Origin of the sequence: Sphingobacterium sp. UBA3549, from assembly GCF_002376635.1 — a bacterium.
Taxonomy (GTDB): Bacteria; Bacteroidota; Bacteroidia; order Sphingobacteriales; family Sphingobacteriaceae; genus Sphingobacterium.
In genome coordinates this window covers 1-19,850 of record NZ_DFOE01000014.1, presented here as the reverse complement: position 1 = coordinate 19,850, position 19,850 = coordinate 1, and the positions used below count along the sequence as shown (strand labels likewise).

Here is a 19,850-nt window from a genome sequence, read left to right as displayed (position 1 = left end):
ACAGTTTACTTTACACCCTCTTCGGCCTATTACAAATTGTGAATTGCTGCTAATAGATTCAAGTCATCCAGCTTTACGGACGATTAGCGCAGAATTTCGCATATACATCTATGTTGATTTTTCAGATCGCCAACATAATGCTGTTAATTGGAACCCTGCGGAACATGTGTTTTAGTCGTCTTTCATGAGGAAGTTATCGAAGTATTAGTAGTAGTATGACATTTTAGATTCGTATTAAAACTTTTTTCCGCCTTTTCTATTTCCTTTTCACTTACAATTTTTCGAAGTGATTGGCTTGAAAACCTATTTTTATTTTTGGTATAGTAAATTTCAATTCCTTCTGAAATACAATAATCTCTACCTGAAAAATCTACAAGCTTATACTCTTCGCCTATAAAGTATTTGTGTACAGGAAGCGACTGAAGCATATCGGTAATATCGTCATCAGACTCAAACGGAATAATCTCATCAACAAATTGGCAACCTTCTAATTTGATAAACCTTTCAACCATAGTTTGTGCAGAATCATGAGTATCATGTTCTTGTACTTTTGAGTCTGTCTTAAGACCTACAATAAGATAATCACATTGACTCTTAGCTTCCTGAAGAGCCACAATATGGCCTACATGCAACATGTCGAATACCCCAAATATAATACCTATTATCATATGTTAATTGTTAATTTATGCATTTACACGCTTCAAAGCGTAACTTGTTGCCTCATTTATGCTTACCACAGCCCCTTTATTGTTTTTTTCTTTGGATGCAATTATTTTCCGTAAAGACGAACTAGAAAATCTATTTTCCCTTCTGTTGAAATATAGTTGTATTCCTTTCTCCTCGCAGTATTTCCTGCCAGTAAATGCTTTATCCATATATTCGTCTCCCAAAATACGAACATGTACCTTGAACGATCGCAATACATCTTCTAAGTCCTGTTCGGTAGCATAGGGTATAATCATATCAACGTGCTTGCACGCTTTTAACTGCATATAGCGTTCAAATACAGATTGTGTTGGCTTATTTTTTTCTGGGCGATCGAGAGTAGGATCTGTTTGTAATCCGCATATTAAAAAGTCGCATTGTTCTCTGGCATCTTCGAGCATCTTAACATGACCTGCGTGAAGCAAATCAAAAGCAGAAAACGTAATTCCTATTTTTTTCATGTGTATAATAATTTAAACTGCAATTATTGAAGAAGTACATTAAGAACGCAGCTCAAGCAGATTCGTTTTAATTTTAAATTGTTTTTTTGCTTTATTGTTTTTTATAATTAATAATCTTTTTTTCTGGAGAATCCAATGAACTAAAATTGCGGAAAGATGTTCTGATCTAAAAAGATATTAGCAAGCCATGCACACAACTAAAAAAGTATCTATTAATACGCCAAATACCACATACAGAATTCAGTTTCATAAAGATTTCAACTTCTCGGACTTTAAAGGCGTAATTCCTTACCTCCGAGATTTGGGTATAGATACAGTATACGCATCCCCCATTTTCCAGTCAACCCCTGGGAGCATTCATGGATATGATGGTATAAATTTTAATCAGATAAATAGCGAGTTGGGTAATTTGGAAGATTTGAGATCGATTAAGGAGCTATTGAACAAATACCAAATTAAATGGTTACAAGATATTGTTCCTAACCATATGGCATTTCATCCGAAAAATGAATGGCTTATGGATCTTCTGGAATTTGGCCAGTCATCGCAATTTAGTGGTTTTTTCGATACCTGTTATAGTTCAGGTTTGTTTGATAAGGGAAGGTTAATGGTCCCTGTATTGACAGATAATTTGGAGGAGGCGATTTCGAACAACGACATCGCTGTCATTTTTTTGAATAATAGCCTTCGGCTGTCTTACAAGGGAAACCAGTATCCAATTTCTCCTCAATCATATTGTGTTATCCTGAAGGATTATTTACAGGCTACACAATCTAATTTTGAAGGACTTTTAACACAGATAAGTACTGTTCAAGCTAATGGAGATGGTGAAGAATGGAAACTATTGCGTGCTCAAATTTTTAATAAACTGACGAAAAGAAAGTTAAAGCACATTCTTGATCAATTTAATAGTAATTTGAATGATATTGATGTGTTGGTAAACGCTCAGCATTATGAACTTTGCCCTTGGTGGATCACAAACGAGAGAATAAATTTTAGACGTTTCTTTACAGTAAATGAACTGATTTGTTTAAACGTGCAGGATGAGAATGTATTCAACGAATCCCATAAGTTAATAAAAACACTGGTTAAAGAAGGACTGATTGACGGATTAAGGATTGATCATATTGACGGACTTTACAATCCGACCGCGTATTTGTTTAATTTGAGGAAGTCTGTTGGCTCAACTACATATATAGTTGCTGAAAAAATATTGGAGCATGGGGAAGTGCTTCCCCATGAATGGCCGATACAGGGAACAACAGGATACGACTTCTTATCGATGTGCAATAATGTCTTCACATCCAAATCTGGAAAAAAATTTTTAGATAAATATTATACGAAATTAGTTGGCGAAAATTCATCTATTGCGGAACAGCAATATTTAAAAAAGAGTACAATTCTCAATAAACATATGCAGGGCGAGCTTGCAAACCTCACTAAGCTACTGTCAAGCCTCCTACGTGTTAATAGCAAGGTTAAAAAAAGCCACCTAAAGGATATTTTACAATCATTTTTAGCATCGTTTCCTATATACCGCGTTTATGACGATCGCTTTCCACTGTCAGCATCAACTTATAAATTATTTTTATCAATTTTTGCAAAGTTAACTAAGATTCCTGAGCTCGACCAAACACTGATTAATCAGTTTAGGAATCTCTTTGAACAGGCGCAGGTGAATTATCAGCCGAAAACCCAAAGTGATCTGGTGGAATTTCTCATGCGTTGTATGCAGTTGACAGGTCCAGTCATGGCGAAGGGGGTGGAAGATACCTTAATGTTTACGTATAACCGCTTTATTGGCCATAATGAAGTGGGCGATCATCCAGCGAATTGGGGTGTGAGTAAGAAGGAATTTCATAAAATGATGCAAGAGCGCCAGATGAACTGGTCACTATCTATGAATGCAAGTTCGACTCACGATACCAAACGCGGCGAAGATGCGCGTAGTCGTCTATTGGTACTAACCGCTATGGCGCAAAAGTGGATTAAAGAGGTGCAACTCTGGCACGATATGTTGCGGAACGAATACCCAAAAGAGCTTCCGCATCCAAATGATGAATACTTCATTTATCAGTCGCTGGTCGCTTCTTTTCCCATGGAAAAAAATGATTCTAATAGATCCTTAGCATTTGAAAAACGCTTTCTTGATTACTTGGCTAAATATCTCCGAGAGGGGAAGGAACGCTCTTGCTGGGAGAGCCCAAATGTGGACTATGAAGCTTCTGTTCAGAAGTTCGCCTCTTTTCTGCTCGATAGAGAACGTCCATTTTTTACCACCTTTTATCAATTTCTTGAGGTGGTCGCCGATTTTGGTGTCATAAATTCGCTTACCCAGCAAATTTTAAAATTTACTTGTCCTGGCGTCCCTGACATCTATCAGGGTTCAGAACTTTGGAACCATAGTTTTGTCGATCCAGACAATCGAAGACCGATAGATTATCAGCGTAGGAAGGATCTTTTGTCTGCTATTGAAAATGGGGATAAAAAAGTGCAGATCCAAGATTTATGGAAATATAGGTTTGATGGGAAAATTAAATTATGGTTGGTAAGGGAATTGGTGAAACTGCGAAAGGAACACCGTGCTCTCGCATCCGATGGCTGTTACGTGCCGCTTAAAGTAACTGGCCGCTTTCGTAATAATATTTTAGCATTCGCGCGTAGATCGGGTGAGGAATGGATGGTTATAGTTGTTCCCTTACATCTCGCAGAAATCGGTAATATCTCAAAATTTGTTCCTGGTTCATTTGATTGGTCTGATACCAAGGTTCATCTTTCATCAAACCATTCCGTGGCCTGGAAGCATATCCTAACAGAAGCACAAGGTGAAGGAATGGAGATTGCAGTCAATACGATTTTTAGGGATCTTCCAATGGCTATCATCAGCTACACGGATTTTCCACCTCAGCGGAGCTCAGGCATTTTGATGCATATTAGTTCAATTCCATCCCCTTTCGGGATAGGTGACTTGGGCTCGGAAGCTAGAAGATTTGTAAAGCAACTTTACCGCAGTGGGCAAAGCTGGTGGCAAGTTCTTCCATTGGGCCCTACGGATGCTACACAATTCCATTCACCTTATAGTACGCTGAGTAGCAGGGCTGGAAATCCATTATTCATAGATCTGCGGGAGCTGATAAAATTAGGTTTGCTCCAAAAGAATGAAATAAAGCACTTAAAACGTAAAGCATCGACAACGATAAATTTTGCTGAAGTAGTGTTGGCAAAATACCAACTGTTGGAACAGGCCTATAGTCGTCTGCCAGCGGATGCAGCATTTGAATTTTCCGATTTTGTAGATCGCGAATCGAAGTGGTTAAATGATTATGCTCTTTTCAAGGTGTTAAAAAATAGAAATGGAAATAAACCATGGTATGAGTGGCCAACGCATTATAAGAATCGAGAAAGCGCCGCGTTGAGCAATTTTGCTGCTGAATTTCGAGATGAATTACAACAAGAAAAGTGGTTCCAATTTCTATTTTTCAAACAGTGGGATGGCTTAAGAAAATATGCACGAGATTATGGCATTAGACTTATTGGCGATATTCCATTTTACGTAGCCTACGATTCCGCAGATGTGTGGGTCAATCCGCACTATTTTTCCTTAAAAGCAGACGGAGATATGAAATATGTTGCCGGAGTACCCCCAGACTACTTTAATGCAGATGGCCAATTATGGGGAATGCCAACTTTTAATTGGGAATCTCTTAAGCATGATGGCTACCAATGGTGGATCGACCGGCTAGCGCACAACTGTTCGTTGTTCGATATTTTGCGACTGGATCATTTTAGAGCATTTTCTTCCTATTGGGAAGTTCCTATTCAAGAAACTTCTGCAAAGAATGGAAAATGGTTGGCGGGCCCTGGTGAGGCTTTCTTTGAGCAAGTTAAGATCAATCTAGAATATATGCCCTTTATAGTGGAGGATCTCGGCGATGTCGATGCCGCAGTATATGATCTTCGAGATCGATTTAAATTTCCCGGTATGGCGGTATTACAATTTGCCTTTGGTGAGGATATGTCACGATCACCTCACATTCCTCATCAGTATGTCAGAAATTCTGTTGCCTATACCGGTACACATGATAATAATACCACGTTATCTTGGTACAATCAGGACCTAAGTCTATTGAGCAAAATAAATTTAAGAAACTATTTTGGAAGAATAGTTGATAGTGAGAATGTCAATGACGTCCTTATACGGTCAATTTACGCATCTGTCGCGGATAAGGTTATAGTGCCGATGCAAGATATTTTAAATCTTGATGGATCATGCCGTATGAATAGGCCAGCCAGTACTGCTGGAAATTGGTTGTGGCGTATGCAAAAGAAAGCATTTACATCAAAAATTCAACATAAATTATTTAATTACACGAAAATATATAACCGTTAAACATAAAGATGGAAACAAACATTTCTACCGGAAATCCTTATCCTTTAGGGGCAACCTACGATGGGGAAGGAGTGAACTTCGCACTCTGCTCCGAACACGCTGAGGCTGTTGAACTTTATCTCTACGATAGTTCAGACGAGCGAGAAATCGCTAAATTTAAAATTACGGAGAAAACACATCAAGTGTGGCATATCTATGTTTCTGGAATAAAACCTGGGCAACTCTACGGTTATCGGGTTCATGGTCCTTATGACCCATCAAACGGACATCGCTTTAACCCACATAAATTATTGATTGATCCCTATGCAAAAGCAATTTCAGGAACTGTTAAATGGAATGATGCTTTATTCGCCTACACTATAGGAGATGATGACTTAAGCATGGATGCAACTGATAGTGCTCCCTTTGTTCCTAAATCTGTCGTTACAAACGACAGATTTGACTGGGGAAGCGATAAGCCACCCCGCATTCCTATGCATAAGAGTGTGATTTACGAAACACACGTAAAAGGCTTTACAGCAATGCATCCTGATATTCCTGAAGAAATAAGAGGTACCTATGCTGCAATGGGCCATCCCGTTACAGTAAATTACCTAAAGGAATTGGGTATTACAGCGGTAGAATTGTTACCTATACATCATTTTTTGACTGACCGTCATCTAAAGGATAAGGGACTCAGCAACTATTGGGGTTATAACAGTATTGGTTTTTTTGCACCAGATGTACGCTATTCTGCTTCAGGCTACCATGGAGAGCAGGTTTTGGAATTCAAACAGATGGTTAAAGCACTGCACGAGGCAGGCATAGAAGTTATTTTAGATGTGGTATACAACCATACTGGCGAAGGTAACGAAATGGGTCCAACACTTTCTTTTAGAGGTATTGACAATGCCTCCTATTATCGATTAGCTGACGACCCTCGTTATTATATGGACTTTACCGGAACCGGCAATACACTAAATACCCGCCAACCCAACGTATTAAGGATGATTATGGACAGCCTCCGTTATTGGATTCAAGAAATGCATGTAGATGGATTTCGATTCGATCTGGCTTCAGCACTGGCGCGTGAACTGCACGAAGTAGACAAATTGAGCTCTTTTTTCGATGTGATCCATCAAGATCCAATCATCTCACAGGTTAAACTAATTGCCGAACCGTGGGATATCGGAGAAGGGGGATATCAAGTTGGAGAGTTCCCCCCCGGCTGGGCCGAATGGAATGGAAAGTATCGCGACTGTATCCGTGACTACTGGATTGGAGCAGACAGCATGATTGCCGAATTCGCAAACCGACTTACCGGTTCTTCTGATTTATACCGAGGCGACAACCGTACCCCTTCAGCCAGTGTCAATTTCGTTACGGCACATGATGGATTTACGCTTCACGATCTAGTATCTTATAATGAAAAGCACAATGACGCAAATGGTGAGGACAATCAGGATGGAGAGAGCCACAACCGTTCTTGGAACTGTGGTGTCGAAGGACCAACAGACGATCCTGCGATCAATAGTTTGAGGGAGAAACAGAAGCGAAATATGCTGACAACATTGTTTCTTTCTCAAGGGGTTCCCATGCTTGTGGCTGGCGATGAATTCGGCAGAACGCAGCAGGGAAACAATAATGCATATTGCCAGGACAATGAGATTTCGTGGTTGGATTGGACTAAAATCGATGCAAACCAATTGGACTTCACCAACAAATTAATACATCTTCGCCGGGAACATCCCGTATTCTGTCGTCGAAAATGGTTTCAAGGACTGCCTATTCGCGGTACGGGTGTTGAAGATATCGTATGGTTTTTACCTGATGCATCCGAGATGGACGACCATCATTGGCAGGAAGACCATGCGCGTTCACTTGCGGTATATTTAAATGGTGAAGGTATTAGATCAGTTGGTAACGACGGAAAGAAAATCGTGGATGCTAGCTTTTACCTGTTGTTTAACGCGTATTGGGAAGATGTGTCGTATCAGCTCCCAAATGAAAATTATGGAGCTAGATGGATGAAAATCTTAGATACGAATAATGATACGATAGAAAATTTCGGTGAGTTTACTGCGGGTGATACTGTCTTAGTTCCTTCACGTTCCATATTATTATTTCAATCCCAATAATAGACTGCAGAGCGTATGAGCAAGACCGGAATTAAGCATGTGGGCATTCGTTTTGAAGGCGAAACCTGTCAAATTAGCGTATGGGCACCAATAGCAAAAATTGTGATTTGCCGATTGTATGATAAAAATTTAGAAATACCCCTAAGGCCAGTAAAATATGGCTATTGGTATGCTGAGAGTACGTTAATAACTCCTGGGGATCGGTATAAAATCAGTGTGGACGGAAATGAATTTCCAGACCCGGCTTCCCTTTCCCAGCCCGAAGGTGTGCATGGACCATCAGAGGCAATAGATCTCCGATTTAATTGGACTGATCAGAGCTATAAGCCTCCTAAAAATTCCGAATTCGTGATCTATGAGATTCACGTCGGAACATTCACCTCATCTCGCGATTTTGATGGTGTCATAAAAAAAATTCCACATTTGAAGGATTTGGGAATCACTGCGATAGAGATTATGCCAGTCGCACAGTTTCCGGGAGGGCGGAACTGGGGGTATGATGGCGTTTTCCCATTTGCAGTACAGCATTCCTATGGTGGAGCTTCAGAATTTCAGCGGCTTGTGAATGCCTTCCATGCAGTTAATATAGCTGTAATTTTGGATGTGGTGTATAACCATATCGGACCTGAAGGAAATTATTTTTCGAATTATGGACCATATTTCACCAACAAATACCATACGCCATGGGGCGATGCTCTTAATTATGATGATCGTTTCTGTCATGGGCAGCGGGATCTAGTGCTTAATAATGTCCGTATGTGGTTTGAAGACTTTCATATTGATGCTCTTCGACTAGATGCGGTGCATGCGATTAAAGATTTCGGAGCAGTTCACATCCTTCAGGAAATTCGCAAGGAAACGGACCAAATTATCATCAATTCGGGTAAGAATCGCTTTTTATTCATTGAGTGCGATCTCAATGATAGGCGATTTCTGGATCCATTGACAAAAAATGGCTATGATATGGATGCGCAGTGGTTAGATGAGTTCCATCATGCCTTAAGAGTGTCGGTGGGCGAACCAAAGAAGGGATATTATGAAGAATTTAATGGATTGAATGATCTGGCAAAAGCCTATGAGAAAGCTTATGTTTTTGACGGTAATTACTCTTCCCACCGGGAAAAGTTCTTCGGAACAGACAGTTTTGGTCTTGAAGGGAATCGCTTCATAGTTTTTTGCCAAAACCACGATCAGATCGGTAATAGAATGTTAGGAGACCGCGCAGTGAAGATTTATTCTAGCGAAATAGCGCGCCTCATGGCCTTTGCTGTGTTTATGTCTCCCTATCTTCCCTTACTATTTATGGGTGAAGAATGGGGGACAGAAAAGCCTTTCCCATATTTTATAAGTCATAGTGATCCTGAGCTCGTGCAACTAGTTAGGGAAGGCCGGAAGAAAGAGTTTGAAGATTTTATTACGAATTCTGATGTCCCAGATCCTCAGAGCGAAAGTATATTTAGAGAGGCTATACTGGATTGGGACGAGCTGAATAGCGAACCCTATCGACAACGTTTATTGTATTACAAATCGTTAATAGCGTTGCGCAAAACAAACCCCCTGCTGAAAGATGTGCAGCGGGATGAGTTGAAGGTCAAATGCATCGAAGATAAAAAAGTACTTCTGCTTCAGGTGAAAAAAAAGGAAAAATCTATCGTTGTAATCATGAACTTTTCCGACCATGTACAGCACGTAAATTTACCGGAAGATTTCAAATGGCGAATGATATTTGATACTCACGAAACACAAGCTGAGCTTATTGTTGGTACGGATAAGCCGGTAATTACATCCTATCCGTTATCACCTTGGTCCGGCTATGTTTATAGTTCTCAATAGCTTATTTTTAAAAATTACAGTGCTTATTTGAAAAGATAAAGGTGGATACAAAGATGATCACAAATTTCAAACAAAGTAAGTAATACTATTGTTTACTATTCAATACGGCTTGTCCAGCCATGAAGAAAGTTTAAAAGCTAGGTTCTTTCCAACCTAGCTTTTTCTCGCTTAAGTAGGTGCGGTAATATTTACCTGTAATTGCTAAAAAAAGTTTGACGGTTGTCTAATCAATTATTCGTTGTTATTTTTTATATATTAGCCTGAGATATGACATGTTTGAAGAGGGATGCTAGATTTTATATTGTATGGCAATTATCTTTTTCGAGAATTTCCTATTAATAGTAAGTTAAAATATTAAAAACTAGTAAGATATGCCTCAATTGGAGTGTCATGATGAAGAAATCCACTTATGTGGTAAAATCCAATTTTTCGGTTTCCTTTGTGTTTTCGATAAGATCGGATGCATTGCAGTAAGTGAAAATCTATCTCATGTGCTGAATATTCCTTTAAACGAAATTCTCGGACGTTCGATTAAGGAGTTGTTGCCTTTTTTTTCTGCAGCGAACGAATGGAATATCGAAGAGATTGAGAGACAGATCACTGGGCAGGTATTCTCTCGTTTCGTTGAGCGTATCCGTATCAAGGATAATGATTACTATTTGAGCATTTACCGCTACGACGAGAAAACATATGTTGAATTAGAGATTTGCAATGAGAACCGCCTAAAAGCGCCGCGTTTATTCTATTATGCTAAATACCTTGAGGAACAAAATGGCAATGCTTGGCAATCTTTGACAGTATTGATCCGCCAGATCATTGGTTTTGATCGTGTCATGGTATATCGTTTTGAAGAAGACCATAGTGGACAAGTAATTGCGGAGTCTATTAACGAAGGAATGAGCTCGCTAATGGGATATCGTTACCCGGAATTTGATATTCCTACACAGGCTAGAGCACTTTATACCAAATTTCTTGCGCGACATGTTGCGGATATCGATGCCCCTGTTATTCCTATTCATGGACTGGAGGCGGGGGAGATAGACCTCACGCATTCCAGCGTCAGAGCCTTATCGCCGGTGCATTTGCAGTATCTTAGGAACTCGGGCGCGCGCGCCAGTGCTAGCTTCTCTATCGTTATCGATGGAAAACTTTGGGGAATTGTAGCTTGTCAAAACAGGCTTCCCAGGGATGTCGATCTTTCCCAACGACACTTATGTGCTTTTTTAACGCAATATGCAGTAAATTATTATCTTTCAGAACATCAAAAGGAAAATTTGGTCGCACAAACCATCATGGGTGTTATGGAACGAGATCTTAAATCCGAACTGTTAGTAAATAGTGATATTGGAGTTGTGCTTGAACGTTTTGCCCCCCAGATTTTGGAAATTGTAGCAGCCGATGGATTAATGATCAAGAACGATCATACTGCTAAAAGCTGGGGAACGGTGCCGGATGAAGGGCAGCAACGTACAATAGATAAGTACATAGAAAGCCAAGAACGAACCGAACTCTTTTCTACGTCAAATTTTGTTTATGATCAAGTAGAGTCAGAACACGGCGTGTTTTTGCCTGGCGTTTTAAGAATAAATATTCTTCCTGGCAATAAATATTACATCTATTTATTCCGTAAGGAACATATATATGACGACGTTTGGGCAGGAAAGCCCGAAAAAATATACCTTTATGATCCCGAAAGGAAAGTTGAATTTCCCTCGCCAAGAACATCGTTTGAAGCTTGGCGTGAAACGATGAAAGGCAAGTCTGTTAATTGGAGAAAGACTGAGCTTTCTTTTATGGAGAAGGTGGCACAAATAGCCCAACAAGCTATCGCACAACGGGGCGGGGAGATTGCGCAACTTAACAAGGAACTTATCAGATCCAACAACGCCTTAGATACATTTGGCTATACATTAACGCATGACCTTAAAAATCCACTTTCCTCGATAAAGCTTGCCGCTCAGATGATGTTAATAAAAGATGATCTTTCTAAAGACATGCTACGTAAGATGGCAAAAAATATCATGGATGCCACAGGACTGATCACAGAAATGATGGATAAAGTTTATCAGCTTACGCAGTCTAATTATGTAACTTTTAAGACCGAACTGATCGATCCGCGAAATAAAATTCTGAATATTCTAGAGAGTAGCAAGCAGAAGTTTGATAGTGAAAATCTAGAGTTTATATTAGGTGAAACTTGGCCGATTATAGGCGAAAGAACACTGCTGTATCAGCTATTTTTAAACCTGATTGGCAACGCCATAAAATATAGTAGTAAAAAGGATCAACCGGTAGTTGAAGTTTATAGCATAAAACAGGGTAATTCGGTTCACTATTACATCAAAGACAACGGGATAGGCATGGATATTCGTGACGATAGCAATATATTTGACATATTTAAACGTCTGCCCAATTCGCAAGGATTTGAAGGTTCGGGTATTGGCTTATCCATTGTTAAGCGAATAGCTGACCGACTCAACGCAAAAGTTACTGTTGAAAGTGAACTCAATGTGGGTACAACTTTTTGTATAAGCTTTGAAAGCTAATGACGACAATTTCAATAATCCCCTTATCGTCCGACTCTCGATATGCATTTATACGATTACTTTAGACTTTTTAGTAATTAGTGTATATCATCATGAGTTGTGTCGTCGTTTTGTAACCGAAACCCTAGGAATAACTTTTATAATTAAAACAAACGATTAATGGATTGGAAGAGTTCCTAAAAGGAATATCGAATATTTTTAACTAGGATAGCATGAGGAGTCAGTCTTTGCCTTTCCAGGTCTTAATTCAATTAAAAATGTGTAAACCCATAAATCGACTATAATGAAAAAAAAAGAATCGAAAACGACAAAGGTTGAGGCAGTTGAAAATAAAAAAGTCAGCGCACTACGGCCTCATACCGCAGATGCTACAGGTCAAGAGATGACAACGGATCAGGGGGTCAAAATCAATGATGATCAAAATTCGTTACGTGCAGGTGATCGAGGTGCAACGCTCTTAGAGGATTTTATTCTACGGGAAAAGATCACCCATTTCGATCACGAACGCATTCCGGAGCGTGTCGTACATGCTCGAGGGTCTGGCGCACATGGTGTTTTTAAATTATATAAGCCTTTGAGTGAGTTAACAAAAGCAGGTTTTTTGAATAATACCGAAATAGAAACGCCAGTGTTCGTTCGTTTCTCGACTGTTGCTGGTTCAAGGGGTTCAACAGATCTCGCGCGCGATGTACGTGGTTTTGCAGTCAAATTTTATACTGAAGAGGGTAATTTCGATTTAGTTGGTAACAATATGCCTGTATTCTTTATTCAGGATGCTATGAAATTCCCAGATCTTGTCCATGCGGTCAAACCCGAACCTGATAATGAAATTCCACAGGCTGCATCGGCCCACGATACGTTTTGGGACTTTATTTCGTTGATGCCCGAGTCGGCACATATGATCATGTGGCTAATGAGTGATCGTGCCATACCACGCAGCTATCGTATGATGGAGGGGTTTGGGGTGCATACTTTTCGATTTATCAACGCCCGTGGAGAATCAAATTTTATTAAATTTCATTGGAAACCAATGCTTGGAGTTCATTCCGTTGCATGGGATGAAGCACAAAATATTTCTGGTAAAGACCCCGATTTCCATCGAAGGGATCTTTGGGAAGCGATTGAAAGCGGTGCGTTTCCAGAATGGGAACTTGGCGTACAGGTCATCCCTGAAGCAGATGAATTTAAATACGAATTTGACCTATTGGATTCGACAAAAATTGTTCCGGAGGAACTTGTACCGGTAATGCCTATAGGTAAACTGACATTGAATCGAAATCCAGATAATTTCTTTGCTGAAACAGAGCAGGTTGCCTTCCATATCGGAAACATTGTACCTGGAATCGATTTTACGAATGATCCGCTGTTGCAGGGGCGCCTATTCTCCTATACCGATACCCAACTGATTCGTTTAGGAGGTCCCAATTTTCACGAAATTCCGATAAATAGACCCATTAGTCCATCCCACAATAACCAACGTGATGGATTTATGCGCCAACGAATAGATCGTGGGAAGACAAGCTATGGGCCAAATTCGTTGGGGGATAATTATCCGCTGCAAGTATCAGAAGAAGCAGGAGGATTTAAAAGCTATCAAGAGCGTATTGATGCGCGAAAAGTTCGTGCGAGAAGTGACAGTTTCCGAGACCATTTTAGTCAGGCACGATTATTTTACAATAGTCAATCTGAGCCAGAAAGAAACCACATTATCGATGCATTCAGTTTCGAATTAGGCAAGGTAAAATCCGTTGCAGTAAGACAGCGAATGATTGGTATATTATCGTTGGTTGATAAAAGCCTCGCAGGCAAAGTAGCAACCGCTCTGGGGTTGCAGGTGCAGGAGAAGCTCGAAAAGCCAATCAATAAAAGTCTCCCAGCAGATGCAAATCCTTCCGACTATGAGCCTATTGAAGTTAAGGTGAAATTAAAAAGATCGGCTGCATTAAGTATGGAAGATACTGTTAAGAGCACGATTATAAGCCGAAAAATTGCCGTCCTAGCTGCTGATGGCGTAGACGCAAGTTCGCTAAAAGTTGTGACAGATGCTATTCGATCAGAAGGAGGCATCATTCATATTATCTCACCAAAGTTAGGGCAAATTATGGGTTCAGATAATAAGCCGATTCAAGTTGAGGAAAGTTTCTTGACGGCAGCATCCGTACTGTATGACGCCATATACTTGCCTGGAGGGAAAGACAGCGTGAACAAATTACAATCAAATGCGGATGCAGTTCATTTCCTAAATGAAGCTTTTAAGCACTGTAAAGCTATCGCTGCAGAAACGGAGGCTCGTCTGGTTTTGGATGCCACTTATTTTTTCAATAAGGGACCAGGGTTTGACGTTGGCTCTACTTTGGATGAAGGAATAATCATTGAAAGCGATTCGAAGTCTTTGGCTGATAAGTTTATTAAGGCAATTGCAAAGCACAGATTTTGGGAGCGGGAGAATAAAGGTAAGGTTCCAGCATAGTCTTAAAATAAATAGCCCGCATATGCGGGCTATTTATTTTGAGATAGTTTCATTTTGTAAAAGAGCTAAACCGGTATCGTTGCCTTGTTGCGCGGCTAAGTCAAGTACCGATAGTCCACGCATGTCAAGCAAACTTGTATTTGCACCGTGGTGAAGCAAAAGTTCAAGAACTTCATTTCGTCCAAACATGGCTGCAAACATCAGAGCAGTGCCACCGTTTCCATGCTGTAAATTTAGATTTGCACCATAAGTGATTAGTAATTTAGCGATATCATAATAACCTTTAAAAGCTACTCCCATGAGCGCTGTATTGCCTCCATTATCTTGAGCATTCACATCGGCACCAGCTTCCAATAATAATTGGGCAGCGGCAAGCTTATTATTATAACAGGCAATTATCAATGCTGTATAGCCTTTGCTATCCCGAGTATTGACATCAGTATCCTGATAGATCAATTCACGTAGAACTTCGATATTGCCTAATCGGGCGGCATGTATCATGATTTCTGAATTTTGTATCATAGTTGATAAGTTTTTGTTTTAAGATTATTGAAATTGATCGGTGCCTTAGAACGTTGTATCTTAGTTGGAACAAAACTGTGAGACGAAATGTTTGCCGACAATTTAATTTTAATTTAAATGGGATATAAACGCCAACATGTTGTCAAAAAAAAGCAGTTTTTCAGATAAAGCATCGTTATTACTGATTCGCAGTTGTTAAAAAAGCCGAACGAGGACATGTTCGGCTTTCTAACTCTTCAGCTTTATGCTATTACGCTAGGCGGCACCACGAATAACACGAAGTAGTACAACAATTATAGCAATAACCAATAGTACGTGGATGATATTTCCTGTAGCATAGCCTCCAAAAAAGCTGATTGCCCAAATGATAACTAAAATGACAGCGATGATGTACAATAAATTTCCCATAATTTTTGATTTGTTTTTCCAGTAGAACATCATTCGCATACGTATAGTTTGTTTTGATAAATTATTTTAAATCATTTAAGTGTTCAGTTTACGATACGGAGCGTACATTATGCTGTTAAAAATGAATCGTTAAGATACAGTCTCAACGTATTTCTAACATTTCAACAGTAAATAAATACCTTATTATCTTTTTTTAATATTGCTCTTTTTTTGATAGCCACTTAAATTATAGGTAATAAATCTGCTAAAGCTTGCGAATTAGGCTTCGAAGAGTTGGAAAACGTATTTCTACTCGGACCAATGTTATTTCTTTTTAAAGCTAAAAAGGGTTTAAAGTGTAGCACTCTTCTTGTTACCCTATTCTTGTAAAACCATTTTAAACAATCAGTTGAATAAAGAAAGAGGATAGGTTATGAACAATTACAATTTAAACGTACTCATTAACGAAAAAAGAAGTTTGCTTAATCATTTTGCTGCCAAATTTACAGCTGATCCGGATGAAAAGGAAGATTTGATACAAGAGACTTGGATAAGAGCATTGAAGTCAATAGATGAATTTGTGCAACATCCAAAATTGATGAGCTGGTTATATGTCATTATGAAACATACGTACATCAATAAGTATCGAAAAGCAAAACGAATTACTGAAATTCAAGATCAGTACGTGGTTTTAGAAAGTACAAATACTACTGAACATAATAAAGGAATCAATAAATTCATGGCTGAAGATATCGAAAAAGCGATGACGAGCTTAACTTCAGAAAATTATGAAATTTTTCGTCTGTTTTTGGACGGTTATAAATATCATGAAATCGCATCTTATTTTGATATGCCAGAAGGTACAGTTAAGACTAGAATTCATATGGTACGTAAAAAACTCCAAAAACAGCTTAAAGTGTATAGAATGAACTAGCAGTTCCCGCAGATTACATATAAGGCAGTCAACATTTGACTGGCTTATATGTAATTTTGAAAACGCTCTATTTGCTAGAATCTTCTCAACCAACAGACCTCATACAAATAGCAATTAAAGGATCTCTACAAAGTTCTTCGATGGTTTTGATTCAAGTATGAAATCCTACCTTAACTCATAGCTCCAGGATCAACTCATAGCTCCAGGATCGCTTTGACAGCCTTTCTTAGTCGGAAGGTATTCTGAAAAGTGATATCGAATGATCCCCTTTTCAGAATTAATATTAATCATTTTCATGTTCCGTAGAAGCAAAAGAAAATTTAACCGACTTCTGCGGGTAAGTCTCCATACTTTTGCGACTCGTGTTTTTAATGATGGTTTTAAGGCTAACATGGTCTCCCAATTTATAGTAAGTCTCTACGGTCTGATAATCCAGTAAGTAGGGGCCACAAAAATAGTTTCCATTGTCATCTTTCTCTATAATTCCCTGATAAAGCCCTTCTTTTGTCTCTTTTGGCATATTTATTTAATTTGAATGACAAAGGTAGCAAGAGTATTTGAAGAATATCATAGGAAAAATAAAATTTGAATTTTTTTATAGGATAAGTGTTCCATTTCCTCAATTGTTTCGATAGAATTCGTTTTCATTTGAGTGCTAAAGCCAAAGAAATAAATGTGGCATTGTTTAAGAGTCATATCATCCAAATCGGTGTGCTAAAAACAAAAAATATATCATTGTTTTTCTCGTTATATTTCTATAAATTCAGCACATAAAAATAAAGAACGAATCAAAATAGACCAAAAATAAATGAACGAGTTAGAAAGTTATTTCCGAAATAATGATGCAAAATTGATTAATAAATGGATGCATTATTTCGATGTATACGACAGACATTTTAGTCGTTTCAAAGGCAAAGATATCGTCGTTTTAGAAGTGGGGGTTTTTCAGGGTGGAAGCCTTCAGATGTGGAAAAACTACTTTGGTGATCGCGCGAAAATATACGGTATTGACATCAACCCACACTGTAAAGAACTCGAAGAAGAGAATGTGGAGATATTTATTGGCTCACAGTCCGACCGAAAATTCCTGCGTCAGGTGAAAGAATCTATTCCACCGATCGATATTTTAATCGATGATGGCGGCCATACTATGAAACAGCAGATTGTGACTTTTGAAGAACTATTTGATCATGTAAAAGACACGGGTGTATATCTCTGTGAAGATCTGCACACATCTTATCAAGTGTTTTACGGTGGAGGGCACAAAAGGAATGGAACTTTTATTGAATATAGTAAGAATTTCATCGATTATATCAACGCTTATCATTCGGAACAACGTGGGTTGAAAGTAAATGGATTTACACGTTCGGTAAGCTCGCTTCACTATTATGACAGTATCTTGGTTGTGGAGAAGCACCGAAGAGATGAGGCACCGATACATATGAAAACAGGGCAGGCAACAGTAAAGGATTTCAATGCAGCTCCTACAGGAATTGATGGATTAAAATGGAGAGTTAAAAAGCCTGCTTTAACCATGATCAACAAGTTGCTACGTTTTTTCCGTATAGGTGGTTTTATGTGGCGCTAGAAGGCGAAAGAAAAATTATTGATCATACTACTTGAAATAAAAAAAGCGGATCAATTTAAATTGATCCGCTTTTTGGGTAAGTAATCGGGCTCGAACCGACGACCCCTAGAACCACAATCTAGTGCTCTAACCAACTGAGCTATACCTACCGTGATTTTGATGTCACAAAAGTAGTATTATACCTGATATTTTCCAAATGTTTTTTAAACTTTTTAATTAAACAATTGTCTATCAAAACATATAGTTTTTGTTTTAACCAAGTTGGCGAAGTTTATGCTAGTATCCAGGTAATATTTCGAGGTTAAATAGATAAATAGGCAACTTGGTCTTTAATTTGTATAGTATAATTTATGGGAAAATTTTTTAAATTTTTAATCGCCGCAGCCATTTTGGCGGGGGGCGCTTGGTTTGTCTACAATAAATATAATAGTGGTCCGTTGGTGGAAAGTAAGCATCAGTTATTAGTGGATCGTATTGAGGCTATGGGGAAATTAGAATTGGTGAAATATCGTTATAGTGATGTGGTAGAACATAAGAATGTCAATACATTTTTACCTGACGCAAGTGTATTATTAATTGTCAAAGCGGATGCTGTAGGTTGTGTAAATCTGACGAAGCTTACTCCGGAAGATATTGAAGTTATTGGAGATTCAGTCGCTATAAGGTTACCGGCTCCAGAAATTTGCTATATTAAGATCGACCATGAAGCCTCGAAGGTATATGATACCAAGATGGCTTTTTTAAGAGAAGCGGAACTTGTAGATGAGGCATATAAAGCCGCAGAAAAGGCGGTTGCAGATGATGTTAAAAAATCAGACATTCTTCAGCAAACCAAAGCGAATGCCAATACGGTTTTTAAGCCACTTCTGCAGGGTTTGGGATTTTCAAAAATCAATCTGACTTTCAAATAAATTTAAATAGGAGAGCTAGAAAATATTGAATTGATCTAGCTCTCTGTAATGAATCGATTACGTGCATTTCCGATAAAATGAAAATAGACGGTTATCCAAATGTGAGTGGAATGACAGTAACAGATTATTATTCGTTTTTATCTTGTCGTTGATGTATCCGGTTGAGGGGTCGGTGGGATTTCTCCTCTAGATTGTGGAGAAGTAGTGTCACGATATTGTATCGTTGTAGTATCATTTGGGACGGAGTCCCGCATCAACTCTTTTGATTTCTCATCATCGGTCTTAGCGCTGTTACATCCGAAGGCGGCAAGACAAACTAGTCCAACGGCAATTAATTTTGTTAAATTTTTCATATTCACTTTATTTTTTAATCGTAGTATGCAGTCGCATACGCTTAGCTGAAGAACAACGTTCAAATTGAAAGTGTTTCGAATTTAATTTATCTATTGTTGTCGGATAGAGGATTGTGCTTGTTTTGTTGTTGAAAAAATAGCATTGTAAAGAACTTTATAAAGTTGAAGGCTGTTCCTCTACTATATAAGTTCATTTAAACAGATAGATCTAACATAAATATGCTTGAAATGTCCTTTGTTAAGGACTGGCTCCCAATTAAGTCTTGAAACCTTGGTTGATATCGCTTTTCTGGCTGATGTTGAAAGTTAAATAGCAGTCTTGAATATTTAAAAATCTGATCTCGATGTGGTATTAGCGGATATAAATAGAATAATTATACAATAATAAACTAAAAAGACATGGCAACAAAGAACGAAAATCGCGTAGTCGGAACAGAAATGGAGAAGAAGAAAAAAGTTAAACTAGGGGTCAATGGAGAAGTAATTCGAGATGTAAACCATAAGGATCAAGGTGATGCAGAGGCTGGGGTAGACCCACAGGTCGATCAACTTAACGATATGCCGAACGATCCTACGGATAGGCCTAAAGAAAGCAGGAAATAAAAAAGACCTGGGTAGTGTAAACTGAACTGT

General features: G+C 38.7%; 14 protein-coding genes and 1 tRNA gene. 9 read left to right on the top strand and 6 right to left on the bottom strand.

The features are described 5' to 3' along the window. Positions 1-182: 182 nt before the first annotated feature. On the bottom strand, positions 183-668 hold the full coding sequence (locus tag B2W36_RS08100) for an adenylyltransferase/cytidyltransferase family protein (RefSeq protein ID WP_293885107.1): 486 nt from the start codon (positions 666-668) through the stop codon (positions 183-185). A gap of 15 nt (positions 669-683) precedes the next feature. Further along, the gene (locus B2W36_RS08095) at positions 684-1,166 is read right to left on the bottom strand and encodes an adenylyltransferase/cytidyltransferase family protein (RefSeq protein WP_293887381.1); all 483 of its coding nucleotides are present in this window, start codon (positions 1,164-1,166) and stop codon (positions 684-686) included. A gap of 187 nt (positions 1,167-1,353) precedes the next feature. Between B2W36_RS08095 and treY the strand changes: the two genes are divergently transcribed. The 5 genes from treY to B2W36_RS08070 all read left to right on the top strand — a co-directional run bounded on the left by treY (position 1,354) and on the right by B2W36_RS08070 (position 14,522). Then, on the top strand, positions 1,354-5,556 hold the full coding sequence (gene treY, locus B2W36_RS08090) for a malto-oligosyltrehalose synthase (RefSeq protein ID WP_293887379.1): 4,203 nt from the start codon (positions 1,354-1,356) through the stop codon (positions 5,554-5,556). Between the two features lie 8 nt (positions 5,557-5,564). Then, positions 5,565-7,673, top strand: coding sequence for a glycogen debranching protein GlgX (glgX, locus tag B2W36_RS08085; protein WP_293887377.1), 2,109 nt, complete (start codon positions 5,565-5,567; stop codon positions 7,671-7,673). Between the two features lie 15 nt (positions 7,674-7,688). After that, the gene (gene treZ / locus B2W36_RS08080; protein WP_293887376.1) at positions 7,689-9,506 is read left to right on the top strand and encodes a malto-oligosyltrehalose trehalohydrolase; all 1,818 of its coding nucleotides are present in this window, start codon (positions 7,689-7,691) and stop codon (positions 9,504-9,506) included. A 371-nt stretch (positions 9,507-9,877) separates the two neighbouring features. Then, the gene (locus B2W36_RS08075; protein WP_293887374.1) at positions 9,878-12,052 is read left to right on the top strand and encodes an ATP-binding protein; all 2,175 of its coding nucleotides are present in this window, start codon (positions 9,878-9,880) and stop codon (positions 12,050-12,052) included. Between the two features lie 283 nt (positions 12,053-12,335). Continuing rightward, entirely contained in the window at positions 12,336-14,522 is a 2,187-nt protein-coding gene (locus B2W36_RS08070; protein WP_293887372.1) for a catalase, read from the top strand. Positions 14,523-14,555: 33 nt separating this feature from the next. On the opposite strand, the gene B2W36_RS08065 is transcribed toward B2W36_RS08070, so the two are convergent. Both B2W36_RS08065 and B2W36_RS08060 read right to left on the bottom strand, forming a co-directional pair. Beyond that, the gene (locus tag B2W36_RS08065; RefSeq protein WP_293887370.1) at positions 14,556-15,044 is read right to left on the bottom strand and encodes an ankyrin repeat domain-containing protein; all 489 of its coding nucleotides are present in this window, start codon (positions 15,042-15,044) and stop codon (positions 14,556-14,558) included. Positions 15,045-15,299: 255 nt separating this feature from the next. Next, a complete protein-coding gene (locus B2W36_RS08060) occupies positions 15,300-15,452 on the bottom strand; it encodes a lmo0937 family membrane protein (protein WP_115048587.1) in 153 nt (50 codons plus the stop codon). Positions 15,453-15,864: 412 nt separating this feature from the next. On the opposite strand from B2W36_RS08060, the gene B2W36_RS08055 reads away from it, so the two are divergent. Further along, positions 15,865-16,365, top strand: coding sequence for an RNA polymerase sigma factor (locus tag B2W36_RS08055; RefSeq protein WP_209581955.1), 501 nt, complete (start codon positions 15,865-15,867; stop codon positions 16,363-16,365). Positions 16,366-16,648: 283 nt separating this feature from the next. On the opposite strand, the gene B2W36_RS08050 is transcribed toward B2W36_RS08055, so the two are convergent. Then, a complete protein-coding gene (locus B2W36_RS08050) occupies positions 16,649-16,885 on the bottom strand; it encodes a hypothetical protein (RefSeq protein WP_293887368.1) in 237 nt (78 codons plus the stop codon). Positions 16,886-17,173: 288 nt separating this feature from the next. Between B2W36_RS08050 and B2W36_RS08045 the strand changes: the two genes are divergently transcribed. Continuing rightward, positions 17,174-17,953 carry a class I SAM-dependent methyltransferase gene (locus B2W36_RS08045; protein WP_209581949.1) on the top strand — a complete coding sequence of 260 codons (780 nt, stop codon included), beginning with the start codon at positions 17,174-17,176 and terminating at the stop codon, positions 17,951-17,953. A 75-nt stretch (positions 17,954-18,028) separates the two neighbouring features. Here B2W36_RS08045 and B2W36_RS08040 read toward each other — a convergent pair. After that, positions 18,029-18,102 (bottom strand) — tRNA-His (locus B2W36_RS08040). Between the two features lie 201 nt (positions 18,103-18,303). Between B2W36_RS08040 and B2W36_RS08035 the strand changes: the two genes are divergently transcribed. Both B2W36_RS08035 and B2W36_RS08030 read left to right on the top strand, forming a co-directional pair. After that, entirely contained in the window at positions 18,304-18,864 is a 561-nt protein-coding gene (locus B2W36_RS08035; protein WP_293883655.1) for a DUF4230 domain-containing protein, read from the top strand. A 752-nt stretch (positions 18,865-19,616) separates the two neighbouring features. After that, positions 19,617-19,820, top strand: coding sequence for a hypothetical protein (locus B2W36_RS08030; protein WP_293887365.1), 204 nt, complete (start codon positions 19,617-19,619; stop codon positions 19,818-19,820). Positions 19,821-19,850: the final 30 nt, after the last annotated feature.